The organism is Acidovorax sp. NCPPB 3576 (assembly GCF_028473605.1).
In the GTDB taxonomy this organism is placed as follows: domain Bacteria; phylum Pseudomonadota; class Gammaproteobacteria; order Burkholderiales; family Burkholderiaceae_C; genus Paracidovorax.
Genome location: NZ_CP097267.1, coordinates 775,416 through 802,050, shown reverse-complemented (window position 1 = coordinate 802,050; position 26,635 = coordinate 775,416). Strand labels below are relative to the sequence as shown.

Genomic DNA, 26,635 nt, shown 5'->3' with positions numbered 1-26,635 from the left:
TCGTTGTCTTCAAACTTGGCGCCACGTCCCGTGGCATCCCTGCCGGGGAAACAAACAAACGCCCACCGTCAGGTGGGCGTTTGCCGCATGCGAGCGCCGGGCGCTCAGTCCTTGGTGGCGTACTCTTCCATGGGCTTGTCGTTGGGGTTCGCCCAGGCCGCCTTCGTCGCTTCGCTCGCTGGCAGGCCGATCTTCACGTTGTTCGGCGGCACGGGCTGCAGGAACCACTTGTCGTACAGCTTGGCCATGTCGCCGGACTTGATCTGCGCCTTGATGCTGTCGTCCACGGCCTTCTTGAAGGCGGGGTCGTCCTTGCGGATCATGATCGCGATGGGTTCCACGCTCAGCACTTCGCCGACGATCTTGAAATCGCCCGGGCTCTTGGACTTGGCGATGTTGGAAGCCAGGATCGAGCCGTCCATGATGAACGCATCGGCGCGGCCGGATTCCAGCAGCAGGAAGCTGTCGGAATGGTCCTTGCCGAACACTTCCTTGAACGTCAGGCCTTCGGCGCGCTTGTTCTTGCGCAGCGTCTGCACCGAGGTGGTGCCCGTGGTGGTGGCGATGTTCTTGCCGTTCAGGTCCTTGATGCCGGTGATGCCCGAATCGGCCTTGACGGCGATGCGCACTTCTTCGACATAGGTCGTGACCGCGAAGGCGACGTCCTTCTGGCGGGCCGCATTGTTGGTGGTGGAGCCGCACTCGATGTCCACCGTGCCGTTTTGCACCAGGGGGATACGGTTTTGCGACGTGACGGGCTGGTACTTGACGTCCAGCTTGGCCAGGCCCAACTGCTTTTGCACGTCGGCGATCACCTTGGCGCACACGTCGTAGTGAAAGCCCGTGTACTTGCCGTCACCCAGGGTGTACGACAGGCCGGAGGATTCGCGCACACCTTCGGTGATCGTGCCGGAGGCCTTGATCTTGGCCAGCGTGTCATTGGCTTGCGCGAATGCGCTCCCTGCGGCCAGGGCGGTGATGGCGACTGCCAGCAAATGCTTCTTCATCAGGATCTCCTTAGAACTTACGGATACAACGGAAACAATCATTCTAGATAGTGGCACGGAGTGGAATTCGCCACCATGCCGAATACCCGGAACATCGGGTCAGCGCAGCCCGAAAACTGCGCTCAAAACGGAACCTGATCGGTGGGATAGCGCCAGAAATCCCGCAAGAGATAACTCACCGGAAGATTGAGCGCGCGGTTGGACGGCGGTATGGGCTGTGCGAACCACTTGTCGTAGATGGGATAGATCTCGCGGCTGGTGATCAGCCGGCGCATCTCGTCGTCCACCAGCTTCTTGAACGCGGGATCGTTCTTGGGCAGCATGATGGCCAGCGGCTCGGTGGTGATGAACTTGCCGACCACCTTCAAGGCGGCCGGATTGGGTCGGTTGGACGCCAGGCCGTAGAGCAGCACGTCGTCCATCGCGAAGGCATCGGCCTCGCCCTTTTCCACCATCTCGACGGCCCGCGCGTGGTCCGGGGCTTCGACGATGTTGATCTGCAGCAGGCGCTCGCGGTTGATCTGCTGGGCCGCCTTCAAGGGCGTGGTGCCCTTGGTGGACACGAGCTTCTTGCCGCTGAGGTCTTCGATGCGGTCCACGTTGCTCTGCGCCGGCACCAGCAGGCGGGCGCCGGTGATGAAGTGCGGCACGGTGAACGCCACGACCTGGCGGCGTTCGGCATTGTTGGTGGTGGAGCCGCACTCCATGTCGGCGCGGCCTTTCTCGATGGTTTCCATGCGGTTGGCCGAAGTGACCGGCACGAATTCCACCTCCATGTCCTTGCGGCCGGTCTTCTTGCGAACGACCTCGGCGATCCGCTGGCACAGCTCCACCGCATAGCCTATGGGCTTGCCCGCATCCACATAGGAGAAAGGCACGGAGGATTCGCGATAGGCCAGCATGAGCTTGCCGCCCGCCGTGACCCGCTCCAGCACCCCCTGCGCGGAGACAGCCATGCCCCAGCACAAGGCGGCAACGCCCCATACGGCCTTCCAATGGAATGTTTTCATGGCTTGTCTCAAAGTTCGTAAGTTCTAACCTGAGCAAACACCGTGCCAGGCCGGGCCTCTCTATTGGGCGAAGGCTTGTGCACTTCGCTCCGGACGCCGGGACGGAATGTACGTCCCGTCACACGGTCTTTCCAATGCCAAATGCACGGTGGAATATGCATTTGACACATAACCTGACCCTGCGGTCAAAGGGGCTTGTCCGTACTGTGGGCCTGCAGGTAGGTCCAAAGCGATTGGGCGATGCCCTTGGAGGTTTCCTTGCCAGACGGTTTTTCGCGATAGGCCCGTACTTCCATCGCCATTTGAAGATCCTCCACACCCGGGGGCGCCGCACTGACCAGGCGGCGCGAGCGCAATTCCTTCTTGACGGCGCTGTGGGGCAGGAAAGCGACCCCGTGCCCCTCGACGGCCATGGCCTTCAAACCCTCGGCCATGTCGGTTTCATAGACGCGGTCCAGGTGGATGGCCGTGCTCGACTGCTTGAGGATCAATTCCGTCACGCGGCCCAGATACGCCCCGGGTGCGTACCCCAGGTAGGGAAGCGGCTCGCCCGCGCGGCCCGGCAGGCTGAACAGCGGCTGGCCGTCGGCATTGGCGCGCGAATAGGGCGAGAGGATTTCCTGGCCCAGGGTCACCATTTCGTAGCGGTCGGCATCGAGCTGGAAAGGCTGCGAGGGATGGTGGTAGGCGATCAGCAGGTCGCACCCGCCCTCCACCAGGCGCAGCACGGCATCGTGCACGTTGAGCGCGATGAGGCGGCTCTTGACCGGCCCGAAACGCTCGCGCAGGCTCGACAGCCAGGCGGGAAAGAACGTGAAGGCCAGCGTGTGCGGCACCGCGAACTCGATCATGTCCTTGCCGGCGCTGGTGTGGGCCCGCAGCATGGCGCGGGTGTTCTGCATGGCCTGCAGCATCTCCAGCGCTTCTTCGTAGAGCGTCTTGCCCGCAGGCGTGAGCCGGGTCGGGTAGGAGCTTCTGTCCACCAGATCGGTGCCGGCCCAGGCCTCCAGCGCCTGGATGCGGCGAGAGAACGCCGGCTGGGTCACGTGACGCAACTGCGCTGAACGGCTGAAGCTGCGCGTTTCCGCGAGGCTGACGAAATCCTCGAGCCACTTGGTTTCCATGGCGCGCATTATCGGGGCGCGCAAGCGCCCGCGGCGCAAGACCCCTTGGGGAAACCCTGCACCGGACCCTGGCACGTTTGCTTGCAAAATGGCTTGCGGCGTTTCAAGCGCCGTCCCGTCCGGGCCCCTGGCGCACAAGGCCGGCGGGCAGAGTGACCTGCATCGCCACGTTGTCCGATCTCCCTCCGACCCTCTGCCCCATGTCCTCACTTCCCCCGTCCGGGCCCCCGCCCGAAGGCGCGGCACCGGCTGCCGCTCCAACCGACGACGCTCCCCGCTCCCTGCGCATCGAAGACTGGCTCACTGTGATCGTGATGGCGGCGCTCGCCCTCATCACCTTCGCCAATGTGCTGGTGCGCTACTTCACCAACTCCTCGTTCGCCTGGACCGAAGAGATCTCGGTCTTTCTCATGATCGTGCTGGCGCTGGTGGCCGGCTCCGCCGCGGTCGCGCGCGACCAGCACATCCGCATCGAATGGTTCGCCGAAGGCGGCTCGGCCGCACGCCGGCACGCGCTGGCTCGCTTCGGTGCGCTGACGGTGGCGCTGCTGTTCGGCGTGATCGCCGTGCTGAGCGTGCGGGTGGTGTGGGACGACTACCGCTTCGGCGAAACCTCCCCCGGCATCGGCGTGCCGCAGTGGTGGTATTCGGTGTGGCTGCCGCTGCTGTCCGCACTGATCACCTGGCGCGCGGTAGGCCTGTTCATCCGGCGTGGCCGCCCGGGCCGGGCGACGCCCCACAAGGACACCGCCGCATGATCGCCACCCTGCTGTTCGTGGCGTTTCTCGCCATGATGTTCGTGGGCGTGCCGATCGGCGCCGCGCTGGGGCTGGCGGGCGTCACGGCCATCGCGCTGGCCAATGCCGACAGCCAATGGTTCGGCCTGCTGGCCGTGCCCCAGAACTTCTACGCCGGCCTGGGCAAGTACCCGCTGCTGGCCATTCCCATGTTCGTGCTCGTGGGCTCGATCTTCGACCGCTCCGGCGTGGCCTTGCGGCTCGTGAACTTCGCGGTGGCCATCGTGGGCCGCGGCCCGGGCATGCTGCCCCTGGTGGCCATCGCCGTGGCGATGTTCCTGGGCGGGATCTCCGGCTCGGGGCCGGCCAATGCGGCAGCGGTGGGCGGCGTGATGATCGCCGCCATGTCCCGCGCGGGCTACCCGGGCTCGTTCTCCGCCAGCGTGGTGGGCGCTGCGGCGGCCACCGACATCCTGATTCCGCCGTCCGTCGCGTTCATCATCTATTCGGTGCTGGTGCCCGGCGCTTCGGTGCCTGCGCTGTTCGCGGCCGGCATGATTCCCGGCATTCTGGCCGGCATCGCGTTGATCGTGCCCGCCGTGTGGCTGGCCCGCCGGCACAAGATGGGCGCGCTCGAATCGTCCATGCCCCGCCCGCCGTTCTGGCGCAGCCTGCGCGAGGCCGCATGGGGCCTGGCCGCACCGGTGCTGATCCTGGGCGGCATGCGGGCGGGCTGGTTCACACCCACCGAGGCCGCCGTGGTGGCGGTGTTCTACGGCCTGTTCGTGGGCATGTGCATCCACCGCACGATCAAGGTGCGCGACCTGTTCCCCATCCTGCGCGAGGCGGGCGAGCTCTCGGCGGTGATCCTGCTGGTGGTGTCGCTGGCCGGCATCTTCGCGTTCTCGCTGTCCACGCTGGGCGTGATCGATCCGGTGGCCAAGGCCATCGTGAACTCGGGCCTGGGCGAATACGGCGTGATGGCGCTGTTGATCCTGCTGCTCATCACGGTGGGCATGTTCCTCGACGGCATCTCGATCTTCCTGATCTTCGTGCCGCTGCTGCTGCCCATCATGCAGCACTACCAGTGGGACCCGGTGTGGTTCGGCGTCATCCTCACGCTCAAGGTCGCCCTGGGCCAGTTCACGCCGCCGCTGGCCGTGAACCTCATGGTGTCGTGCCGCATCGCCGGCGTGCGCATGGAGTCCACCGTGCGCTGGGTGGGGCCGATGCTGCTGGCGATGTTCGTCGTCATGGTGCTGGTCATCGCCTTCCCTCAACTGGCGCTGTGGCTGCCCGCGCGGCTGGGCTACTGACCGGCCGCGCCCTCTCTTTCCTTTGACCTAGAACCAGGAGACAAAAACCATGAAACTGCGCACCTTCCTCACCAGCGCCGTCGCTGCGGCCGCCGCACTGGCCTTCGCCGCGCCGGCCCTGGCGCAAAACTACAAGAGCGAATACCGCATGTCGCTGGTGCTGGGCACCGCCTTTCCCTGGGGCAAGGGCGGCGAGCTGTGGGCCAGCAAGGTCCGGGAACGCACGCAGGGCCGCATCAACATCAAGCTGTACCCCGGCGTCTCGCTGATCCAGGGCGACCAGACGCGCGAGTTCAGCGCGCTGCGCCAGGGCGTGATCGACATGGCCGTGGGCTCCACCATCAACTGGTCGCCCCAGGTCAAGCCGCTCAACCTGTTCTCGCTGCCCTTCCTCTTTCCGGACTACGCCGCCGTGGATGCCGTGACGCAGGGCGAGGTGGGCAAGAGCATTTTCCAGACGCTGGACAAGGCCGGCGTGGTGCCGCTGGCCTGGGGTGAGAACGGCTACCGCGAAATCTCCAACTCCAAGCGCCCGATCAAGAGCCCCGAAGACCTCAAGGGCCTGAAGATCCGCGTGGTCGGCTCGCCGCTGTTCCTGGACACCTTCACCGCGCTGGGCGCCAATCCCACGCAGATGAGCTGGGCCGACGCCCAGCCCGCCATGGCCAGCAGCGCCGTGGACGGGCAAGAGAACCCGGTGTCGGTCTACATGGCCGCCAAGCTCTACACCGTGGCGCAGAAATACATGACCCTTTGGGGCTACATGAACGACCCGCTGATCTTCGTGGTCAACAAGGACATCTGGAACTCCTGGACGCCCGCCGACCGCGAAATCGTCAAGCAGGCCGCCATCGATGCCGGCAAGGAACAGATCGCCATCGCGCGCAAGGGCATGGTCGAGGCCGACAAGCCCCTGCTCAAGGAGATCGCCAGCCACGGGGTGACGGTGACCCAGCTCAGCCCTGCCGAGCGCGAATCCTTCGCCAAGGCCACGCGCCCGGTGTTCGACAAGTGGAAGGGCCAGATCGGCGCAGACCTGGTGGAGCAGGCCGAAAAGGCGATCGCCGCGCGCAAGCCCTAAGCGGCAAGGCCGGCACGCAGGCCGGCGCAGCCCACAGCGTCGGATCAGGGCGCGCCGGGGCCCTTCAAGCGGCCTCTCCACTTTGCTGCAGCGCCCACATGCTGGCGTAGCGGCCGCTCCGCTCCAGCAGCGCAACGTGCGTGCCGCGCTCGACGATGCGGCCCGCCTCCATCACCAGAATCTCGTGCGCATCCACCACCGTGGAGAGGCGGTGTGCGATCACGAGGGCCGTCTTGTTGCGCGCCGCACTTTTCAGCTCGGCCTGGATGGCGCGTTCATTGGCCGAGTCGAGCGCGGACGTGGCCTCGTCGAAGATCAGGATCGGCGGGTTCTTCAGCAGCGTGCGGGCAATTGCCACCCGCTGCTTCTCGCCGCCGGAGAGCTTCAAGCCGCGCTCGCCCACCTGCGTGGCGTAACCCAGCGGCGTGGCGGCGATGAAGCCATGGATTCGCGCGGCCTGGGCGGCGGCTTCCACGGCTTCCTGGCTGGCGCCGGGATGGCCATAGGCGATGTTGTAGGCAATGGTGTCGTTGAACAGCACCGTGTCCTGCGGCACGATGCCGATGGCGCGCCGCAGACTGTCCTGCGTCACTGCGCGGATGTCCTGCCCGGCCACCGTGATGCGGCCCGACTGGATGTCGTAGAAGCGAAAGAGCAGGCGCGCCAGCGTGGATTTTCCGGAGCCCGAAGGCCCCACCACCGCCACCGTCTTTCCGGACGGAATCTCGAAGCTGATGCCGTGCAGGATGGGCCGCGCGCTGCCCGCACGGCTTTCGTAGGCAAAGTGCACGTCTTCGAAGCGCACGGCCGGATGCTCCAGATGGGCCAGCGGCTGGGAACCGGGCGCATCGGCCACCTCGCGCTCCTTGTCCATCAACGTGAACATCTTGTCGAGGTCGGTCAGGCTCTGCTTGATCTCGCGGTAGATCACGCCCAGGAAGTTGAGCGGAATGTAGAGCTGGATCATGAAGGCGTTCACCATGACCAGATCGCCCAGCGTCATGCGGCCATCGGCCACGCCTTGCGCGGCGCGCCACAGCATGGCAACGAGACCGGTGGCGATGATGAGCTGCTGCCCGGCGTTCAGCAGCGACAGCGAGGTCTGGCTCTTGAGCCGCGCATGGCGCAGACGCTGCAGGCTTTCGTCGTAGCGCTGGGCCTCGAACGCCTCGTTGTTGAAGTATTTGACGGTTTCGTAGTTCAGCAGCGAGTCCACCGCCTTGGCATGCGCGGCCGAGTCGAACTCGTTGGCCTGCCGGCGGAACTTCGTGCGCCATTCGGTCAGCAGCACCGTGAACGCGATGTACAGCCCCAGGGCGCCCAGCGTGATCCAGGCAAACCACGCGTCGAACTTGACGGCCAGCACGGTCAGCACCAGGAACACTTCGATCAGCGTGGCGCCGATGTTGAACAGCGTGAAAGAGATCAGCGATTCGATGCCGCGCACACCGCGTTCGATGTCGCGCGTCATGCCGCCCGTCTGCCGCTCCAGGTGAAAGCGCAGGCTCAGGGCGTGCAGGTGTTCGAAGGTCTGCAACGCGATGCTGCGCGCCGCGCCCTGCGTGGCCTTGGCGAAGACCAGCTCGCGCAATTCGGTCAGGATGGAGGTGGACAGGCGCAGCCCGCCATAGGCCAGCAGCAGGGCGATGGGCACGACCACCACGGCAGCCGGGTCGCCCGGGGCAATCGTCATGGCGTCGATCAACTGCTTGAGCAGCAGAGGCACCCCGACGTTGGCGACCTTGGCTCCCACGACGAAGACCAGGGCCGCGATCACCCGCCATTTGTATTGCCAGAGATAGGGAACGAGCCGGCCGAGCGTGGCCCAGTCGGTGCGGGAGCCGGCGCCGGGGCGCGAGGCAAGAGGGGGTGGGGATTCGCCGTGGGGGCGCATGAAGGACAATTCCGGTTGTTGTTTTTACCGAGATTGTGCCCATGACCGCTCTTCCCAGTGCTGCCTTGACCGAATTGCCCACCGACAAGGAGTTGGTGCTCAAGGTGATTCCGATGCCGGCCGACTGCAATGCCAACGGCGACATCTTCGGCGGCTGGGTCATGGCCCAGGTGGATCTGGCGGGCTCGGTGCTGCCGGCGCGCTATGTGCAGGGCCGCATGGCGACGGTGGCGGTGAACGAATTCGTGTTCAAGCAGCCCGTTCGCGTGGGGGACATTCTTTCGTTCTTCTCAGCGGTCACGCGCACCGGCCGCACCTCCGTCACGGTGGAGGTCGAGGTGTATGCAGAGCGCTTTTCAGCGCAGGGCCGGTATATGAAGGTCACAGAAGCGCGGCTGACCTATGTGGCCATCGATGCGGCGGGCAGGCCCCGTCCACTGCCGACCGCCGCGGCACCCGAGAGTGGCACACGACCCGCTGAGAACGTGTGATGAACACCCCGGCGCCGCACTGATCCGCTACGGGCCGTACGTGGCGGATCGGCGAGGCGCGCGTTCAGCGCATGCCGGGGTTGGTTTGCAATGCCCGCCGCAGCTCAGGCCGCAGCGAGTGCAGGCGCTTCGTTGCGCGCATTGGCGGTGTTGGTGTTCACCGGGTTGGCGCGGGGAGCGGGGCCCGACGTGCCCGCGAAGATTTCGCCAGCCAGTTGGCCGCCCTCTTCGATCACCACCTTGCCGTAGCGGATCTTGCCGGTCACCTTGCCGGTGCTGTAGATGACAAGCTTTTCGCGCACGGTGAGCGTGCCGTCGAACTCGCCATGGATCTCGGCGATATCGATCTCGGCGGAGCCGCGGAAGGCGCCCTGCTCGGCGATATGGATCACGCGGGAGTCCATCGTGGCCTCCACAGTGCCTTCGACCACGAGCGTGTCGCAATCGGTGATCTCGACCCCCTTGAGCTTGATGTTCGGGCCCACCGTCAGCTTGCTGCCCACGCCGTCGGACACCGCGCTGGCGGTCGCCGTGCCACTGGAAACAGGCTTGGCGGCAGAGGAAGAGGCCGTGGTGGCGGCTCCCGTGCCACTGGGGACCACGGTGGAAGCGCCACCGAGGACGGAAGAAGGTTGGCGAGGCTGGAATGCGTCGGGTTCACGCTTACCGAAGAAGGGGTTTTGCACGGCCATCAGATCTCCTTGAAAAAGAGACATGCTAGAAGCCGCGTTCCAGGAAAACTCCCTGCGTTACGCAATAACGGTAACCAAACCATTCGATCGTTGCATGCACTTGCATGCTTTGCAGCGGCATACATCGCCGCGGTCTTCCGTAGGCGCCGCCTACGACACGATGTAGGCCGCAGCGCCCGCCGACATGAGCGTGCCGTCCGGTCCGAAAAACTCCATGCGCGTGCTGGCCACGCGCGAGCCCAGGCGCAGCACTTCGGCCCGCAGGGTGAAGTGGCTTCCGATGCCCGGGCGCAGATAGTCGATGCGCAGGTCGATGGTGCCCAGCTTGCCGAAGCGGTGCAGGCGCTGCGCGGGCGGCTCGTCCATGTGGCGGGCGCCGATGGCTGCCATCACCGCGAGGCCGCCCATGGCATCCAGCCCCGCGCTGATGACGCCGCCGTGCACGCAGTTGTAGGCATAGTGCCCCACCAGCTCGGGCTTCATCTCGATGCGCGCCTCTACATGCGCGGCCCCCAGGTGCGCGACCTTCAGCCCCAGCAACTGGTTGAAGACGATGCGCTGCTCGAAGATGTCTTTCAGGCCATCGATGAACTCTGGCTCAAAGGGCTGAGGCTGGTCGGAATCAGGCGGTGGGTTCATCGAAATAGAGGCGAAGGCGAATCAGGGCTGAAAGCCCGAGTGGCGGACCACCGGCGCCCATTGCGCTTTGTAGGCCGACAGCATTTTGGTGGTCTGCTCGCGCGAACTGACCACAGGCACCATGTCGGCCGCAATGAAGCGGGCCTGCAGGGCCGGGTCCGCCATGACCTGCGTGACGGTATCGGCGATGCGCCGCGCCCGGGCAGGTGGCAGCCACGCGGGTGCGTAGAGCACGTTCCAGCCGAGGGCGGACAAGCCCAGGCCAGCCTCCTTGAAGGTGGGCACCATCGGCAGCGTGGGGGAGCGCTGCTCGCCCGACACGGCCAGAATGCGCAGCTTGCCGGCCTTGTGCAGCGGTTCCAGCGCGTCCAGCGTGTCCACGGCGATCGGCACATGGCCACCCATCAGGTCGTTGAGCAGCGGCGCGGAGCCCCGATACCCCACGACAGGCAGTTGCAGGGAGAGCTTCTCGGCCAGCATCAGCGCGAAGAAATGCGGCAGGCTGCCGGTGGCCGGCACGCCGGCCGCGAGCTTGTCCTGGTTGGCCAGCATCCAGGCGTGCAAATGGGCGAACTCCTTGACCGGCACCGCCGTGGACACGGCCAGGCCGAACTGGTAGCTCGTGATCTGGGAGAGGGCCACATAGTCCTTGTCGGGGTCGTAGCCGTTGTCCTTGAAGACAAGGGGCGCGACCAGCATGGTGGCCGGGTTGGCCAGCACCACCTGGTTCTGGCCCGAGCTGTCGCGGTGCAGTTGCTGCACTGCCAGCCGTCCGCCGGCGCCCACACGGTTTTCCACGACCACCGGCACCGCCAGCCGGGGACCGAGGGCATCCGCCAGCAGACGGGCAGCCCGGTCGGACGCGCCTCCGGCCGCGTACGGCACCACCACCTTGAGGATGCCGCCCTCCAGGGGCACCGCCGCCGGTACAGGCACCCCTTGGGCCCAGGCGGAAGCACCCAGCGCGCCGCTGGCGAGCGCCGCGCCCCATTGAACGAAGGTGCGGCGCGAGGGCACGCAAGAAACAACGCCCGTCGATGGTGTTTTGGGAGGGGTCATGGCACGCGTCCTGCAGATGGTCGAAGGTGAACGGTCAATGTACCGCCAGATTCATGCCACACGCATCTATCGTTATGCCTGTTTCGATCAACAGCCCTCTGGCGCAAGGCAGCCTGCCAGGCAATCGCGCAGATGGCCTTACACCGCGCTGAAATCCGGCCGGCGTTTCTCGACGAAGGCACTGAATGCCTCGCGCGCCGCCGGTTCCTGCAGCATGCGTCCGAAGCTCGCGCCCTCCTCCGACATGCGCTCCAGCACCGCGGCCGTCTGGCCTTTCTTCATGAGGCGCTTGGTTTCGATGAGGGCGGACAGCGGCTTGGCGGCCAGCTTGCGCGCCTGGGTCTGGGCCACCATGTTGCATTCGGTGGGCGGCACCACGCGGTTGACCAGGCCGACCTCCAGCGCCGCCTCGGCCATGAAGGGCTCGCCCAGCAGCAGCGCCTCGGCGGCGCGGTGATAGCCCATCATCTGCGGCACGAGCAGGCTGGACGCGGCTTCGGGGCACAGCCCCAGGTTGACGAACGGCATGGAGAACGCGGCGTTGTCGCCCGCATAGACCAGATCGCAGTGAAACAGCAGCGTGGTGCCGATGCCCACGGCCGGGCCGCAGACCGCCGCAATGACAGGCTTGGGGAACGTGGCGATGCCGCGCAGAAACCGGAACACCGGCGAATCCTGCGTGGACGGCGGCTTGTTCAGGAAATCGCCGATGTCGTTGCCGGCGCTGAAGATGGCCACGTCGCCCTGCAGCACGACGACGCGCACCGCGCTGTCGGCCGCGGCCGACTCCAGCGCATCGGCCAGCGCCGCGTACATCGCCGTGGTGATGGAATTCTTTTTCTCCACGCGGTTGAAGGTGATGGTGGCCACACCGGATTCGGTGTGCACGAGGATGTCCTGGGTCGGGGTGTCGGTCATGGGAAAGCTCCTGCCATGGAAGGTCGTGGGCGGGGAAAGCGAACGGGGCGCAGCGTGCGCCTCATTCCTTGTAATAAACGATCTGGTGGCTGCTGGCCAGCATGGTGCCGGCCTCGCTCCACAACTGTGCGGTCTGGTCGAAAAAGCCGTTGCGAAATTCCTGCGCACGCGCCTGGCCCAGCAAAAAGCCCGTGCCCGTGGCTTCCAACTGCGCGCGGCTTGCGTGGAAATACACCGTGAGCGACACCGTGCCCGCCGGCACCCGATGCGCCCGGCGCAGCCAGACCCGCGGAAAAAACACATCGGCCAGCGCCGCCAGCGCGCAGAAGTCGATCGGCCGGGCCGGCGCATCGCGCATCCACAGCTGCGAAAGGCTGCTGTCGCCGCTGCCGTCCCAGCGCTGGGGCAAGGCGCCGGCCACCGGCCGCAGCTCGTAGCGGTCGAGCCAGGCCACGCCCAATCCCTTGGCCAGCGGCTCCAGCGCATCGGGGCCGGGGGCCTTCGGCATGGGGGTGTCGGCCAGGCTCCAGGTTTCGCGGCGCGCGGCGGTCACGGCGGTGCCCGTGGTGGTGGTGACCCATTCGCCGTCGGCGCCAGGCTGCACGATGGACAGCGTCCAGTGCTGCGTGGACCGATTGGTGCGCACCGGCGTGGCGTGCACCGTGAAATCCCCCTGCGCCACCGCTCCCGCGTAGTTGACGGTGAGCGACAGCGGCTCGCCTAGGCGGTCGGGATGCTGCAGTACCGCCTGCAACAGCACCGCGGCCGTAGCGCCGCCGAACGGGCCGACCATGTTCCAGTAGGCGGGCGTGGTTCGGCCGGTGTACTGGTGGATGCCGGTGGGCTCCAGCGCCAGCGCATCGTCCAGGGGATGGAGATCGGATGTCATGGTGTGCGAGTGTGCCGTGAATGCCATCGCTGTTCCGTCTTACCGGCGACTGGCGGGTCCCAGAAATGCGCGGTGGCCAGGTTGGCCCCGCGCCCTGCTTGCGCTTTTTGGTGGCGGTGCTGCCGGTCTGCAGCGCCGCCCTGGCGTCACACCCGCTCGAAGATGCCCGCCGCGCCCTGCCCCATGCCGACGCACATGGTCACCATGCCGTACTTGAGGTTCTTGCGGCGCAGCGCGTGCACCACCGTGGCAGCGCGGATAGCGCCCGTCGCGCCCAGCGGGTGGCCCAGCGCGATGGCGCCGCCCATGGGGTTCACCTTCGATGGGTCCAGCCCCAATTGGCGCACGACCGCCAGCGACTGCGCAGCGAAGGCCTCGTTCAGCTCGAACCAGTCGATGTCCTCGTGCTTGAGGCCCGCATAGCGCAGCGCGGCCGGAATGGCCTCGATGGGGCCGATGCCCATGATGCTGGGCGGCACGCCCTTGCTGGCAAAGCTCACGAAGCGGGCCAGCGGCGTGAGGCCGAAACGCTTCACCGCAGCCTCGCTCGCCAGGATCAGCGCGCCTGCGCCGTCGCTGGTCTGCGAGCTGTTGCCGGCAGTGACCGAGCCGCGCGCGGCGAACACGGTCTTGAGCTTGGCCAGGCCTTCCAGGCTGGTGTCGGGCCGCGCGCCTTCGTCCAGCGACACGGTGCGGGTCTTGGCGATGCTCTCGCCCGTCTCCAGGTTCGCCGTGCGGTCGGTCACCTCGATGGGCGTGATCTCGTCGGTGAACTCGCCCGCCTGCTGCGCGGCCAACGCCTTCTGGTGCGACTGCAGCGCAAAGGCATCCTGGTCCTCGCGCGAGACTTTCCACTGCTGCGCCACTTTCTCGGCCGTGAGGCCCATGCCGTAGGCGATGCCCACGTCGCCGTCCTGGGCGAAGATGCTGGGCGACAGCGAGGGCGTGTTGCCCATCATGGGCACCATGCTCATGCTCTCCACGCCGGCGGCGATCATCACGTCGGCCTCGCCCACGCGGATGCGGTCGGCCGCCATCTGCACGGCCGACAGGCCCGAGGCGCAGAAGCGGTTCACGGTGATGCCGCCCACGCTGGTGGGCAACCCGGCCAGCACGGCACCGATGCGCGCCACGTTCAGGCCCTGGGCGCCTTCGGGAATCGCGCAGCCGCAGATGATGTCTTCGATGGAGGCCGGGTCCAGCCCGGGCACCTGGGCCAGCGCGGCCTTGAGGGTCGTCGCCAGCAGATCGTCAGGCCGGGTGTTGCGCAAGAAGCCGCGGTGCGACTTGCCGATGGGCGTGCGCGTGGCGGCGACGATGTAGGCGTCCTGCATTTGTTTTGCCATGGAGAAGGCTCCTTCAATCGATCAATCGATCGGTCAGTCAATCAGTTACTTGGCGGGGCGGCTGGACGGAATCCAGGCCCACGTGAATTCGCATTCCACCGGCTCGATGCCGGCCTCGTCCGTCACGGTGACCTGCACCTGCATCTCGCCCTTGTCGCTGTCTCGCATCGCCTGGCGCTGCGCATCGGTCAGCACCGCCACCGCGCGCAGTGCGCCCGTGGCGCGCTTGCGAAAGGCCATCTTCAGGTCCTTGGCTAGCGGCAGGCAGTCGTCGCGCACGTTCAGTCCCATCGCCATCCCGGTGGCCGTCTCGGCCAGCAGGTTCATGGCCGAAGCATGGATGCTGCCGATGTGGTTCTGCACGCGGTGCTCGTTGGGCAGGCGCACTTCCACGCGGTGGGGCGACATCTCGATGAACTCCACGCGCGCCGTGCGGGTGAACGGCACGGCGCGGCGCAGCACCAGATTGCGCACCCAGGGGCGCAGGAACTTCGGAAACTCGTCCACCTGCTCCAGCTGAAGCTGCATGCGGTTGGGCGGGAATGCGCCGTCGGAGGTCGTCATGCGGTCGTCCGATGGCACATCAGTTGCGCAGGGGCTTGCCGGTGTTCAGCATGCCCAGGATGCGCTCCTGCGTCTTGGGGTGCTGGATCAGCGCGCAGAAGGCCTTGCGCTCCAGTGCCATCAAATACTCTTCGGTCACCAGCGTGCCGGCATCCACATCGCCGCCGCACACGATCTCGGCGATCAGGGTGGCGATGTGCTGGTCGTGGTCGCTGATGAAGCCGCCGTCGCGCATATTCACCAGCGAGCCGCGGATGGTGGCGATGCCGCTGCGCCCGGCCACGGGGAACAGGCGCTTGTTCGGCGCACGCCAGCCGCTGGCCGCCATGGCCTTGGCTTCGTTCAGGGCGACGAACAGCACCTCGTCCTTGTGCGGCACGACGATGTCGCTGTCCAGCAGGTAGCCGAGCTTCTTCGATTCCAGCGCGCTGGTGCCCACCTTGGCCATGGCCGCGGCGGTGAAGCCTTCGGTCAGGAACGGCAGGATGTCCTTGCCCGTGGAGGCGGCGGCGTTCTCGGCCGCGCGGCGCGCGATGTAGGTCAGGCCGCCGGCGCCCGGCACCAGGCCAACGCCCACTTCGACGAGGCCGATGTAGCTTTCCATGTGCGCCACGCGGCGGGCCGAATACACGGCCAGCTCGCAGCCGCCGCCCAGCGCCATGCCGTGGATGGCAGAGATGACGGGCACCTGGGCGTAGCGCAGGCGCAGCATGAGGTTCTGCAGCTCCTGCTCGACGCTCTCGATGGCCGAGATGCCGGCCACGACGAAGGCGGGCATGGTGGCCGCGAGATCGGCGCCCACGCTGAACGGCGCATCGCCGGACCAGATCACCAGGCCGTCGTATTCGCGCTCGGCGGTGTCGATGGCTTCGATGAGGCCTTCCATCACGTCGGGGCTGATCGCATGCATCTTGCTCTGGATGCTGGCGATCAGGATTTTCCCGTCGAGTGTCCAGGTGCGCAGTGCGTCCGATTCGCTGATGGTGGTGCCGGCCGTGCGCCAGTCGGGCAGTGCCTCGCCCAGCAGCTTCTCGGGGAAGTGCTGGCGCTCGTACACGGGCAGCTGGCGGCGCGGCACGAATTGGGCGCGCGAAGCGCTCCACGATCCCTCGGCCGTGTGCACGCCGCCGGCCTCGGCCACCGGGCCCTTGAACACCCAGTCGGGCAGCGGGGCCTGGGCCAATGCCTTGCCGGCGTCGATGTCCTCCTGGATCATCTTCGCCACCTCCAGCCAGCCGGCCTCCTGCCACAGCTCGAACGGGCCCTGCTTCATGCCGAAGCCCCAGCGCATGGCCTGGTCCACGTCGCGCGCGTTGTCGGCAATGGTTGAAAGGTGCAAGGCGGCGTAGTGGAAGCTGTTGCGCAGAATGGCCCACAGGAACCGGCCCTGCGCGCCCTCGGCATGGCGCAGCAGCTTCAGGCGCTCGCCGGCGGGCTTCTTCAGCATGCGGGCATACACCTCATCGGCCTTCTGGCCGCCAGGCACGTACTCGCCGCTTTCCAAATCGAAGCGCAGGATGTCGCGGCCCACCTTCTTGTAGAAGCCCGCCTTGGCCTTCTGGCCCAGGTTCTTCATCTCGATGAGTTTGTTCAGCACCTCGGGCGTGCCGAAGCTGCCGTAGAACGGATCGGTTTCCTCAGTCAGGTTGTCCTGCAGCGTCTTGATGACGTGGGCCATGGTGTCCAGGCCCACCACGTCGGCGGTGCGGAAGGTGCCGCTGGAAGCGCGCCCCAGCTTCTTGCCCGTGAGGTCGTCCACCACGTCGAAGGTCAGGCCGAAGTTCTCCACCTCCTTCATCGTCGCCAGCATGCCGGCGATGCCGACGCGGTTGGCAATGAAGTTGGGCGTGTCGTGCGCGCGCACCACGCCCTTGCCGAGGCCGCTGGTCACGAAGGCTTCGAGCTGGTCGAGCACCTCGGGCCGGGTCGTCGGCGTGTCGATCAGCTCGACCAGCGTCATGTAGCGCGGCGGGTTGAAGAAGTGGATGCCGCAAAAGCGCGGCTTGATGGCGTCGGGCAGCGCCTCGGACAGTTTCGTGATCGACAGGCCGGAGGTGTTCGAGGCCACGATGGCGCCGGGTGCGACGAAGGGCGCGATCTTCTTGTAGAGATCGAGCTTCCAGTCCATGCGCTCGGCGATCGCCTCGATGATGAGATCGCACCCGCGCAACTGCTCCAGGTGCTCTTCATAGTTGGCCTGGCCGATCAGCGCGGCGTCTTCCGCCACGCCCAGCGGCGCGGGCTTGAGCTTCTTGAGCCCCTCGATGGCCTTGGTGACGATGCCGTTCTTCGGGCCTTCCTTGGCGGGCAGGTCGAACAGGACGACCGGCACCTTCACGTTGGCGAGGTGGGCGGCGATCTGCGCACCCATCACGCCCGCGCCGAGCACGGCGACTTTCTTCACTTGGAATCGGGACATGGTTGGTTTCTTTGGAATGGGTTACTGCATGCGCTGCCAGACCTGCGTGCGCCAGAACGGGCCGAGGTAGCCGCGCACCTCCAGCTTGGCGCCGCCATCGATGGGCGTGAAGCTGGCGCGGTATTCCTTGCCGTTTTCGGGGTCGAGGATCTTGCCGCCCTCCCACACGTCCTTGCCTTCGGCCTTCTTGCCGCCCCGGATGATCTCCAGGCCGGCGATGGGCTGGCCCTTGCGGTCGTCCTGGCATTCGACGCAGACCGCATCGGGGGGCGTGTCCTTCTTCAGCGACTTCTCGATGCGCCCGGTGAGCGCGCCGCCCGACTCGGCGATGCGGATCTCGGCCTTGGCCTCGCCCGTCTTGTCGTCGATGCTGCGCCACCCGCCCACGGGTGACATCTGGGCCCATGCGGGGGCGGCAATTGCTACAAAAAACATAGCTGCTAGCGCTTTATTCATAACGGCTCCAGTGCAAAAAGGCTTGAAGTTGGGCAAAGCGGTGAACAAGCGGCCCGGCGGTCAGGCCAGCGCGGCGTCGGTGTCCATCAGCGGCTTGGCGCCAGCGCGCGCGGTGCGCATCAGCGTGGCCGTTTCGGGGAACAGCTTGGCGAAGTAGAAACGCGCCGTCTGCAGCTTGGCGACATAGAACGGGTCGGTGTTGCCATTGGCGATCTCGCGCAGCGCCACCTGGGCCATGCGGGCGAACAGGTAGCCGAACACCAGGTGGCCGGCCACGCGCAGGTAGTCCACGGCGGCGGCACCCACTTCGTCGGGGTTCTGGAAGCCCTTGAAGCCGATCTCGGTAGTGAACTTGGTCATCTGCTCGCCCAGGGTGGCGATGGGATTGATGAACTCGGCCATCTTCTCGTTCACGCCCTCTTCCTGCACCAGCTGGCCCACCAGCTTGCCGAATTTTTTCAGCGTGGCGCCGTTGTTGCCCAGCACCTTGCGGCCCAGCAGGTCCAGCGACTGGATGGTGTTGGTGCCTTCATAGATCATGTTGATCCGGTTGTCGCGCACGAACTGCTCCATGCCCCATTCCTTGATGAAGCCGTGGCCGCCGAAGACCTGCATGCAGTGGTTGGTGGCGATGTGCCCGTTGTCGGTGATGAAGGCCTTGACGATGGGCGTGAGCAGCGCCACCAGTTCGTCCGCTTCCTGGCGCACCTTCTCGTCGGGGTGGCCGTGCGCCTTGTCCAGCAGCAGCGTGCAGTAGATCTGCAGCGCGCGCGCGCCCTCGGCATAGGCCTTGGCGGTCAGCAGCATCTTGCGCACGTCGGGGTGCACGATGATCGGGTCGGCATCCTTGTCCTTGGCTTTCGTGCCCGACAGGCTGCGCATCTGCGTGCGGTCCTTGGCATAAGCCAGCGCGTTCTGGAACGCCACTTCGGTCAGGCCCAGCGACTGGTTGCCCACGCCCAGGCGCGCGGCATTCATCATCACGAACATGGCCTGCAGGCCCTTGTGCGGCTGGCCCACCAGCGTGCCGATGGCGCCGTCGATGGCGATCTGCGCCGTGGCGTTGCCGTGGATGCCCATCTTGTGCTCCAGCCCGGCGCAGAAGATCGGGTTGCGCTCGCCCAGCGAACCGTCGGCGTTCACGTGGTACTTGGGCACGATGAACAGGCTGATGCCCTTGCTGCCCTTGGGCGCATCCGGCAGGCGGGCCAGCACCAGATGGACGATGTTCTCGGTGAAATCGTGCTCGCCCGCGCTGATGAAGATCTTGTTGCCGGTGATCTTGTAGGTGCCTTCGGGCGCGCCGGCCACGGGCTCGGCCTTGGTGCGCAGCAGCCCCAGGTCGGTGCCGCAATGGGGCTCGGTCAGGCACATGGTGCCGGTCCATTCGCCGCTGGTCAGCTTGGGCAGATAGAGCTTCTTTTGCTCGGGCGTACCGTGCGCGTGCAGCGCCTCGTAGGCGCCGTGCGACAGGCCGGGGTACATCGTCCAAGCCTGGTTGGCGCTGTTGAGCATTTCATACAGGCACTGGTTCAGCACGAACGGCAGGCCCTGGCCGCCGTATTCGGTCTCGCAGCTCAGGGCCGCCCAGCCGCCTTCGACGTATTGCGCGTAGGCCTGCTTGAAGCCCTTGGGCGTGGTCACCTCGTGCGTCGCCTTGTCGAGCGTGCAGCCTTCCTCGTCCCCGCTGATGTTGAGCGGGAACGCCACGCCGGTGGCGAACTTGCCCGCCTCTTCCAGCACGGCGTTGATGGTGTCCACATCCACGTCGGCATGCTTGGGCAGGGCCTTGAGTTCTTCGGTCGCCTTGAACACCTCGTGCAGTACGAATTGCATGTCGCGAAGGGGCGGCGTGTAGGTCGGCATGGGGAGGCTCCTTGGATGGAAAGGGTGGGAAATGAAAAGGAAAAAGGGAGAGAAAAAAGCGAAACGGGTCGGTCAATCCTGCGCGGGCGGCGGTGCGCCATAGCGGGTGAGGATGCTGTCGAAGCCGGCATTGGCCCGGTCGATGGAGCCGGGCGTCTGCAGGAAGCGCGCCTCGTAGTGCAGCGCCAGGATGAGGCCATGGATCTCGAACAGCATCTGCTCGGCATTCACGTCGCCGCGCAGTTCGCCCTGCTCCTTGCACTGGTCAATGGCGCGCTTCATGGCGGCCAGCCAGGTCAGAACGGAACTGGCCAGCGCATCGCGAACAGGCCCGGTGCGGTCGTCGAACTCAACGGCACCGCTGATGTAGATGCAGCCCGAATCGATTTCGATGGAGGTGCGCTTCATCCAGTTGCCGAACAGGGCCCGCAGCCGCGGCAGCCCCCGCGGGGCGGACACGGCCGGGTAGAACACTTCCTGCTCGAAGCGCGCGTGGTATTCGCGGATGACGGAGATCTGCAACTCCTCGCGCGAACCGAAATGGGCGAACACGCCGGACTTGCTCATGCCCGTCACATCCGCCAGCGCACCGATGGACAGGCCCTCCAGCCCGATGTGCGTGGCCAGGCCCAGCGCAGCCTCCACGATCGCCGCCTTGGTCTGCTGGCCTTTTTGCAAGGCACGGCCTTCGCGGGTGCTGGCGGAGCGGGCGGGACGGGATGGTAAGGGGGTGACCGGCATGGAGAAAATAAAACGAACGATCGTGCTATTTTGCATGAAAACACCGGGACTGCCCATCCCTCGGGGCGATCAGGGGCTCTGCACCGGGAAAACCCCTAGCCGAGAAGGCGGCTCCGGAAAAGGCGGGACCACGCACCGCTCTGCGGCTGCATCGAGCCGTGGCCGCCAGCATGGCCGGCAGGCGGGTCTCGCACGCTTCGAGGGAAAGAGAAAAACTGCGCTGCCTGCCGCCGTTCAGGCAGCCGGAACAGCGATGGGGTCAGGGCGGCAGGTTAGAGCAGCAGCGCGAGCGTGGCTTCGAGATGCTCGCTCGGCGCGCGGCGAAAGCCCGAGCGCGCATGCCGCTGCAGCCGCCCCCGCACCAGGTCGCACAGCGCTGCAGCACGCACCTGGGCATCGACCGTGGGCGTCTCGGCCCCGGCGGCCTGCGCGGCGGGGCGCAGGCACTGCCGCAGGCTCGATTCGATCTTGTCGAAGAACTGGTTCATGCGCTGCTGCAGGCGCTCGTTCTCCAGCACCAGGGCATCGCCCACCATCACGCGCACCATGCCCGGGTTGCGCTCGCCGAACTGCAGCACCATGGCGACGATGCGCGCGGCCTGCTGCGTGCCCGAGGTGTCGGACTGCGCACCGCGCTCCATGATCTGATTGACCAGCGTGAGGACCGATTGCTCGATGAAATCGATCAGGCCCTCGAACATCTGGGCCTTGCTGGCGAAGTGCCGGTACAGCGCCGCCTCGCTGACCGAAAGGCGTGCCGCCAGCGCAGCGGTGGTGATGCGTTCCGAGCCGGGCTGCTCCAGCATGCCGGCCAGCGCCTGGAGGATCTGCACCCGGCGCTCCCCGGGCTTGGGGCGCTTGCGGGCCGCAGGGGCGTCTTGCACCACGGCGGCGGCAGGTTCAGGCAGGGACTGGAGTTCGGGCATGGGCAAGAGATGTATGCAATTGATTCTCGCACACGGTCCCGGCGGACTTGGGCGAGGCAGGCGCTCCCTCCCGCATGTCCCGCTTCCCCGCTTCGCCCCCCAAGGCAACGGGACGGGTGGCGCTATCGGGCCTTGCGCGCCGGCGCTAAAAACACCGTCACCACCAGCCCCCCACCGGCCGGCCCGCGCCCCAGGCCCAGCGCTGCACCGTGCACGCGCGCGATCTCGTCGGCAATGGCCAGCCCCAGGCCGGTGCCCTCTCCCGCAGCCCCCGGCACGCGGTAAAAGCGCTGCAGCACCCGCGCCTGCTCCGCCTCGGGAATGCCGGGCCCGTCATCCTCGACCTGCAGAAAGGCACCGCCGTTCGCAGCGCCGCCGCAGCGGATGGTCACGGCGCCACCGGCCGGGGTGTACTTGATGGCGTTGTCCACCAGGTTCGTGAGCAGTTCGCGCAGCAGCCAGCCGTGGCCCACGGCCCGGGCCGGCGCGACCTCCAGCCCCAGGTCCAGCCCCTTGGCCGTGGCCGCGTCGAGGAACGCCTCCAGCAGGCTTTCGCACAGGTCCTTCAAATCCACGCTCTGCATAGCCTGCGCGTCCAGGCTCCGGGCGTCCGCGCGCGACAGGGCCAGCAACTGGTGCGCCAGCTTGGAGGTGCGGCGCGTGGCCTGCCGCAGCTTCTCGATCTGGTCTGCTTCTAAATATATAGCACCATGCCCTAGTCCCATTTGCGCCGGAGCCTGTTTTGATTCATACCCCTCCCGGCCGCCCGCCGATTGCGCGGACAGCGCCCAGGCTTCCACCTGTGCCTGCAGGCTGGCCAGCGGCGTGCGCAGCTGGTGCGCGGCGTCGGCCACGAAGCGGCGCTGCCCTTCGGCCTGCTCGTTCACCAGGGCGAACAGCCGGTTGAGCGAATACACCAGGGGCCGCACCTCCACGGGCGAGGCCGCCTCGTCAATAGGATTGAGGTCCCGGGGCGAGCGCCGGGCGACGGCCTCGGCCAGGTCCACCAGCGGCTTGAACGCGCGGCGCACGGCCCAGTGGATCGCCAGCGCAGCGGCCGCCACCAGCACCAGGTTGGGCAGCAGCACGCGCAGCAGCATCTGCTTGCCCCACTGCTGGCGCGGATCGGAGCCGTCGGCCAGCGCCACCACCAGCTCCCCCGCACCCGTGGGGCTGCGCTGGACGGCCACGCGGTAGGTGACGCTGTCGTACTCGACGCTGTGGAACTCGGGGTCGTGCGTGGCGGGGACGGCGCCTTGCACCCAGCCTTCGCCCAGCAGCACCCGGCCGGACAGGTCCTTCACGCTGTAGCCGGCAAAGCCGCTGTTCTGGCGCAGAAACTCCTCCACGGGCGGCGCGAGCAGCAGCAGCGGCGGGCCGCCGTCGCTCACCGGCGGGGCCACCACCGAGTCTGCCAGCGCGGGCAGCAGCCGCAGCAGACGCTGGTCGTGCCGGCTGGCGGCCTCGTCCGCCGAGCGGTAGTCGAGCCACGCGCCCGCCAGCGCCAGCGCGCACAGCGGCAGGATCAGCAGCAGCAGCAGCCGGATGCGCAGCGCGGAGGTCATGGCGGCGGCCGGGTGTCCGGATGGGCGCTGAGCGAAGGGAATGGCGACGCGCTCAGCCGCGCGGGGGCTGCAGTTCCAGCCGGTAGCCGAAGCCGCGGATGGAGCGCAGCGCCACGCCGTTGGGTTCGAGCTTGCTGCGCAGGCGGGACACGTACACCTCGACCGCATTGGGCGTGATTTCCTTGTCCCAGCCGGTCAGGGCCTGCAAGAGCTTGTCCTTGCTGGCCGGCTTGGGCGCGTGGATCAGCAGGTATTCCAGCACCGTCCACTCGCGCGGGCCCAGTTCGATGGGCTGGCGCGCATTCGGGTCGCTGGCGGTGCGGATGCTCACGGTGCGGCCGGCCGTGTCCAGCTCCAGCGGCCCGAAGCTCAGGATGGCGGTGGTCGCGGCCTGCGAGCGCCGCAGCAGGGCGCGCAGCCGCGCCAGCAGTTCGGGCAGCTCGTAGGGCTTGACCATGTAGTCGTCGGCGCCCAGGTCGAGCCCCTGTACCCGGTCGTGCAGGGCGTCGCGGGCCGTGAGGATGAGCACCGGCATGGCCGGATGGGCCATCTCGGGGCGGCGCAGGCAGCGGGTCAGTTCCAGCCCGTCCATGCCCGGCAGGCCGATGTCGATGATCGCGGCATCGAACGATTCGGTGCGCAGCACCTCTTCGGCGCGCTCGCCGCTGCCCACCCAGTCCACCGCATAGCCCGCGTCGGTCAGGCCCAGCTTGATGCCGCTGGCCAGCATGACGTCGTCCTCGACCAGCAGCAGGCGCATCGCCCGGTCACCCGTTTCAGGGACGGACCTGCGCGGTAAGGCCGGATGCGGCCACCGCACAAGTGAATCGAACACAGCAGCAATGCCGTCTCGCCGCGCTGGACGCGGTGTCGTGCACTGCGGGCAAGGCGGCGTGATGCATGTCAGTGGCTGCGGATCATGGTGCCGTAGGCCTGCTCGGTCAGGATTTCCAGCAGCATGGCGTGCGGCACGCGGCCGTCGATGATGTGCACCGCGTTCACCCCGGCCTTGGCGGCATCCAGGGCGCCGGCGATCTTGGGCAGCATGCCGCCGGAGATGGTGCCGTCGGCGAACAGCATGTCGATCTCGCGGGCGGTGAGGTCGGTGAGCAGCTCGCCCGCCTTGTTCAGCACGCCCGGAATGTTGGTGAGCAGCACCAGCTTTTCGGCCTGCAGCACGGTCGCGAGCTTGCTGGCCACGACATCGGCGTTGATGTTGTAGCTCTCGTTGTTCTCGCCGAAGCCGATGGGGCTGATGACGGGAATGAACGCATCGTCCTGCAGCGCCTTGACCACGCTCGGATCGATGGAGACGATGTCGCCCACCTGGCCGATGTCGTGCTCGATGCTCGGGTCCTTGTTGTCCACCATCTTGAGCTTTTGCGCCCGGATCATGCCGCCGTCGCGCCCCGTGAGGCCCACGGCCTTGCCGCCGGCCTGGTTGATCAGGCCCACGATGTCCTGCTGGACTTCGCCGGCCAGCACCCATTCCACGACTTCCATGGTTTCGGCATCGGTCACCCGCATGCCCTGGATGAACTGGCCTTTCTTGCCCAGGCGGTTGAGCGCGGTCTCGATCTGCGGGCCGCCGCCGTGCACCACCACCGGGTTCATGCCCACCAGCTTGAGCAGCACCACGTCCTCGGCGAAGTCGGCCTGCAAGGCCGGGTCGGTCATGGCGTTGCCGCCGTATTTGATGACCATGGTCTTGCCATGGAACTTGCGGATGTAGGGCAGCGCCTGGGCCAGGATTTCGGCCTTGTCGCGGGGGGCAATCGAAAGAAGGTCGGTCGTCATGAAAAGCTCGCGGCTGAAGGAGCGGTTAAGCGATGGAGATGCGCATTGTGCCTTGCCCCGGCGCCGGAGCGGCGCTTCGGCGGGGCCAGGGGATGAGCGGGCCCGGACACCACCGGGCGCCGCCGTTTCCTGGCGATCGGGGTTGGATTCAGTGCCGCAGCCAGCTGGGCACCTTGAAGCGCACGATCGCCAGGTACGCCGAGACGTAGGCGATCACGAACAGCCCGCAGAAGATCACCAGCACGACCGTGTTGCTCCAGAACAGCACGGCGGGCACCACCGTCAGCAGGGTGAAGCCCCAGAGATAGGGCGAGGTGCGGTTGTTGCGCATCAGCACCCGGCGGGATTCGTCGTCGTGGAACACGCCGCGCACGATGCGCCGGTAGATCAACTGGTGGAAATGCAGCGCGTCGGCCACGCCGGGCGAGACCCCGCGCACCAGCTTGCGGTAGATGGAAAACACCGTCTCCCAGATTGGGTAGATCAGCAGCAGCATCGGGAACCAGGGCGATACATCATGGTTGCGCTGCACCAGCGAGATGCTGCCCAGCGCAATCACCACGCCCCAGATGTACGAGCCCCCATCGCCCGCGAAGATCATGCCCCGCGGGTAGTTCCACACCAGAAAGCCGGCGGTTGCCGCCGCCGTGCAGACGAACAGCGTCGCGAGCGACCGGTCCCCCACCTGCAGGCTGACGTGCGCCAGTGCGAGGCAGACGATGAACGCCACCATGCCTGCAAGGCCGTTGTAGCCGTCGATGATGTTGAAGGCATGCGGCAGGCCGGCCACCGCCAGCACCACGATCGTCATGCCCAGCCAAGGCGTCTCGGCCAGGAAGGTGTCCAGCCAGGGCAGTCCCATGCGCTGCACGTTCAGCTGCAGCACCATCAGCGCCAGCCCGCCGGACATGGCGGTGAGCAGCAGGCGGTAACGCACGGTGAGCCGCTGCGTGAGGTCTTCCACGATGCCGCCCACTGCGGATGGCAGGAGCGCCACGATCCACCAGACCACCCACGCGCCCAGCCGCAGCGAGCCCGGATCGCCCATCCACGACGTTTGAACCACCCCGAGCAGCCAACTGCAGGCCATGCCGGCCAGCAACGCGGCCCCGCCCAGCCGGGGTACATCTCCCAGGTGGAACCGCTGGGGCATGGTGTCGCCATACACGGACGCATGGTCGCGCCCCCATCGAACGATGCCCGCAGCCACCAATGTGGAAACCAGAAAAGCGACCAGAGACAACCAGATCATGGAGCGCCGATGGTATGCGGGCCGCCAGTACCCCCTGGTAACAAAGATCGTGCCTGCCGATACACCGGAGACCGCCAAAGCCGCCAGAGGCTGCGCACGTGCCATGCAAGGTAGGAAAAACGGCGCTGGCTATCGCGCTGTCCGACATGGCCCACCCGGGCCGCGCCCTTTTGGAGGCGCAGGCCCTTCAGCCGCATGCGCAAGCTCAAATCGACATCCTCGCAATACATGAAATACCTTTCATCGAACCCCTCCAGCGCTTCCCACACCGCGCGGCGCATCACCAAAAACGCAGCATTCACCCAATCCACGCGATGCTCCCGGCGCCGCAGCACGCGGCGGCGCCACAGCGCGGCGGGCGACGGCAGCTCGCGCTCGGAGTCCTGCGGCTGGCCACGGCCGTCCACCTGCTCGGGATAGGCGCAGCCCACATCCGCAGGCCAGGCCGCCTCGCACAGCGCGGGAAACGGGTTGCCCCCGAGCAAGCTGACATCGGGGTTGAGCACGCAAACCATCGGCTCTCTCGCACCGCGCAAGGCGCGGTTGTGGTTGGCGCCAAAGCCCAGGGGCGCGGCGTTGCGGCGAATCTCCAGCAGGAAAGGCCAGCCTTCGGCGGGCGCCTGCGGCTCGGCCTCGGGCAGATTCAGCGTGAGCACCACGCGCGACACGCTGCCGCCGCACCAACGCGCCAGATCCTGCAGCAAAGCCTGCACCCAGGGCCCGTGGCCGTGGCTGATCAGCGAGACCGCCAGGCCCCGCTCCGCATTGATATGTGACGTCATGAACCCGGTATTGTCGTCTGCATCGCACACTGCCCCGCCAGACGGACCCCTGCCATGCGCCCGT

25 protein-coding genes are annotated in these 26,635 nt (G+C 66.8%); 4 read left to right on the top strand and 21 right to left on the bottom strand.

Annotated features, from left to right (window positions below; translation table 11 throughout):
- Positions 1 to 104: 104 nt before the first annotated feature.
- From M5C98_RS03905 to M5C98_RS03895, 3 genes are all read right to left on the bottom strand, one after another.
- Entirely contained in the window at positions 105 to 1,007 is a 903-nt protein-coding gene (locus M5C98_RS03905) for an amino acid ABC transporter substrate-binding protein (RefSeq protein WP_272551102.1), read from the bottom strand.
- Positions 1,008 to 1,129: 122 nt separating this feature from the next.
- Positions 1,130 to 2,017: an amino acid ABC transporter substrate-binding protein gene (locus tag M5C98_RS03900; protein ID WP_272551101.1), complete on the bottom strand. Its 888-nt coding sequence runs from the start codon at positions 2,015 to 2,017 to the stop codon at positions 1,130 to 1,132.
- Between the two features lie 185 nt (positions 2,018 to 2,202).
- Complete coding sequence (locus tag M5C98_RS03895) at positions 2,203 to 3,141, bottom strand: LysR substrate-binding domain-containing protein (protein ID WP_272551100.1); 939 nt, start codon at positions 3,139 to 3,141, stop codon at positions 2,203 to 2,205.
- 200 nt (positions 3,142 to 3,341) lie between these two features.
- On the opposite strand from M5C98_RS03895, the gene M5C98_RS03890 reads away from it, so the two are divergent.
- Genes M5C98_RS03890 through M5C98_RS03880 form a run of 3 tightly spaced genes read left to right on the top strand, consistent with a single transcriptional unit; the run spans position 3,342 to position 6,275 of the window.
- On the top strand, positions 3,342 to 3,899 hold the full coding sequence (locus M5C98_RS03890; RefSeq protein ID WP_272551099.1) for a TRAP transporter small permease: 558 nt from the start codon (positions 3,342 to 3,344) through the stop codon (positions 3,897 to 3,899).
- Positions 3,896 to 5,194: a TRAP transporter large permease gene (locus M5C98_RS03885; protein WP_272551098.1), complete on the top strand. Its 1,299-nt coding sequence runs from the start codon at positions 3,896 to 3,898 to the stop codon at positions 5,192 to 5,194. Before M5C98_RS03890 ends, M5C98_RS03885 begins: the two co-directional genes overlap by 4 nt.
- 49 nt (positions 5,195 to 5,243) lie before the next feature.
- Positions 5,244 to 6,275 carry a DctP family TRAP transporter solute-binding subunit gene (locus tag M5C98_RS03880; protein WP_272551096.1) on the top strand — a complete coding sequence of 344 codons (1,032 nt, stop codon included), beginning with the start codon at positions 5,244 to 5,246 and terminating at the stop codon, positions 6,273 to 6,275.
- Between the two features lie 64 nt (positions 6,276 to 6,339).
- Here the strand turns inward: M5C98_RS03880 and M5C98_RS03875 are convergent, their stop codons facing one another.
- Complete coding sequence (locus M5C98_RS03875; RefSeq protein WP_272551094.1) at positions 6,340 to 8,169, bottom strand: ABCB family ABC transporter ATP-binding protein/permease; 1,830 nt, start codon at positions 8,167 to 8,169, stop codon at positions 6,340 to 6,342.
- 41 nt (positions 8,170 to 8,210) lie between these two features.
- Between M5C98_RS03875 and M5C98_RS03870 the strand changes: the two genes are divergently transcribed.
- The gene (locus M5C98_RS03870; RefSeq protein ID WP_272551092.1) at positions 8,211 to 8,660 is read left to right on the top strand and encodes an acyl-CoA thioesterase; all 450 of its coding nucleotides are present in this window, start codon (positions 8,211 to 8,213) and stop codon (positions 8,658 to 8,660) included.
- Positions 8,661 to 8,764: 104 nt separating this feature from the next.
- Here M5C98_RS03870 and M5C98_RS03865 read toward each other — a convergent pair whose 3' ends face one another.
- The 17 genes from M5C98_RS03865 to M5C98_RS03785 form a co-directional block, all read right to left on the bottom strand.
- Positions 8,765 to 9,352: a bactofilin family protein gene (locus M5C98_RS03865; RefSeq protein WP_272551091.1), complete on the bottom strand. Its 588-nt coding sequence runs from the start codon at positions 9,350 to 9,352 to the stop codon at positions 8,765 to 8,767.
- Positions 9,353 to 9,502: 150 nt separating this feature from the next.
- The gene (locus M5C98_RS03860; protein WP_272551089.1) at positions 9,503 to 9,991 is read right to left on the bottom strand and encodes a thioesterase family protein; all 489 of its coding nucleotides are present in this window, start codon (positions 9,989 to 9,991) and stop codon (positions 9,503 to 9,505) included.
- Positions 9,992 to 10,012: 21 nt separating this feature from the next.
- Entirely contained in the window at positions 10,013 to 11,050 is a 1,038-nt protein-coding gene (locus M5C98_RS03855) for a tripartite tricarboxylate transporter substrate-binding protein (protein ID WP_272551087.1), read from the bottom strand.
- A gap of 138 nt (positions 11,051 to 11,188) precedes the next feature.
- Positions 11,189 to 11,968 (bottom strand): enoyl-CoA hydratase, encoded by a 780-nt coding sequence (locus tag M5C98_RS03850; RefSeq protein ID WP_272551085.1) that lies wholly within the window; start codon positions 11,966 to 11,968, stop codon positions 11,189 to 11,191.
- 61 nt (positions 11,969 to 12,029) lie between these two features.
- The gene (locus tag M5C98_RS03845) at positions 12,030 to 12,857 is read right to left on the bottom strand and encodes an acyl-CoA thioesterase (RefSeq protein WP_272551084.1); all 828 of its coding nucleotides are present in this window, start codon (positions 12,855 to 12,857) and stop codon (positions 12,030 to 12,032) included.
- A gap of 146 nt (positions 12,858 to 13,003) precedes the next feature.
- Entirely contained in the window at positions 13,004 to 14,203 is a 1,200-nt protein-coding gene (locus tag M5C98_RS03840; protein ID WP_272551082.1) for an acetyl-CoA C-acyltransferase, read from the bottom strand.
- A gap of 45 nt (positions 14,204 to 14,248) precedes the next feature.
- Positions 14,249 to 14,767 (bottom strand): DUF4442 domain-containing protein, encoded by a 519-nt coding sequence (locus M5C98_RS03835; RefSeq protein WP_272551081.1) that lies wholly within the window; start codon positions 14,765 to 14,767, stop codon positions 14,249 to 14,251.
- Between the two features lie 19 nt (positions 14,768 to 14,786).
- Positions 14,787 to 17,186: a 3-hydroxyacyl-CoA dehydrogenase/enoyl-CoA hydratase family protein gene (locus M5C98_RS03830; protein ID WP_272551080.1), complete on the bottom strand. Its 2,400-nt coding sequence runs from the start codon at positions 17,184 to 17,186 to the stop codon at positions 14,787 to 14,789.
- A 21-nt stretch (positions 17,187 to 17,207) separates the two neighbouring features.
- Entirely contained in the window at positions 17,208 to 17,642 is a 435-nt protein-coding gene (locus M5C98_RS03825; protein WP_272551079.1) for a DUF2147 domain-containing protein, read from the bottom strand.
- A gap of 60 nt (positions 17,643 to 17,702) precedes the next feature.
- Positions 17,703 to 19,508, bottom strand: coding sequence for an acyl-CoA dehydrogenase C-terminal domain-containing protein (locus M5C98_RS03820; protein ID WP_272551078.1), 1,806 nt, complete (start codon positions 19,506 to 19,508; stop codon positions 17,703 to 17,705).
- Between the two features lie 72 nt (positions 19,509 to 19,580).
- Positions 19,581 to 20,249: a TetR/AcrR family transcriptional regulator gene (locus M5C98_RS03815; protein ID WP_272551077.1), complete on the bottom strand. Its 669-nt coding sequence runs from the start codon at positions 20,247 to 20,249 to the stop codon at positions 19,581 to 19,583.
- A gap of 272 nt (positions 20,250 to 20,521) precedes the next feature.
- On the bottom strand, positions 20,522 to 21,175 hold the full coding sequence (slmA, locus tag M5C98_RS03810; protein ID WP_272551076.1) for a nucleoid occlusion factor SlmA: 654 nt from the start codon (positions 21,173 to 21,175) through the stop codon (positions 20,522 to 20,524).
- A gap of 122 nt (positions 21,176 to 21,297) precedes the next feature.
- On the bottom strand, positions 21,298 to 22,740 hold the full coding sequence (locus M5C98_RS03805; protein ID WP_272551074.1) for an ATP-binding protein: 1,443 nt from the start codon (positions 22,738 to 22,740) through the stop codon (positions 21,298 to 21,300).
- A gap of 52 nt (positions 22,741 to 22,792) precedes the next feature.
- Positions 22,793 to 23,500: a response regulator transcription factor gene (locus M5C98_RS03800; RefSeq protein ID WP_272551072.1), complete on the bottom strand. Its 708-nt coding sequence runs from the start codon at positions 23,498 to 23,500 to the stop codon at positions 22,793 to 22,795.
- 143 nt (positions 23,501 to 23,643) lie between these two features.
- Complete coding sequence (gene argB, locus M5C98_RS03795; RefSeq protein ID WP_272551071.1) at positions 23,644 to 24,537, bottom strand: acetylglutamate kinase; 894 nt, start codon at positions 24,535 to 24,537, stop codon at positions 23,644 to 23,646.
- 148 nt (positions 24,538 to 24,685) lie between these two features.
- Complete coding sequence (locus tag M5C98_RS03790) at positions 24,686 to 25,789, bottom strand: glycosyltransferase family 4 protein (protein WP_272551069.1); 1,104 nt, start codon at positions 25,787 to 25,789, stop codon at positions 24,686 to 24,688.
- On the bottom strand, positions 25,786 to 26,571 hold the full coding sequence (locus tag M5C98_RS03785; protein WP_272551067.1) for a glycosyltransferase family 2 protein: 786 nt from the start codon (positions 26,569 to 26,571) through the stop codon (positions 25,786 to 25,788). Before M5C98_RS03785 ends, M5C98_RS03790 begins: the two co-directional genes overlap by 4 nt.
- Between the last annotated feature and the right edge of the window lie 64 nt (positions 26,572 to 26,635).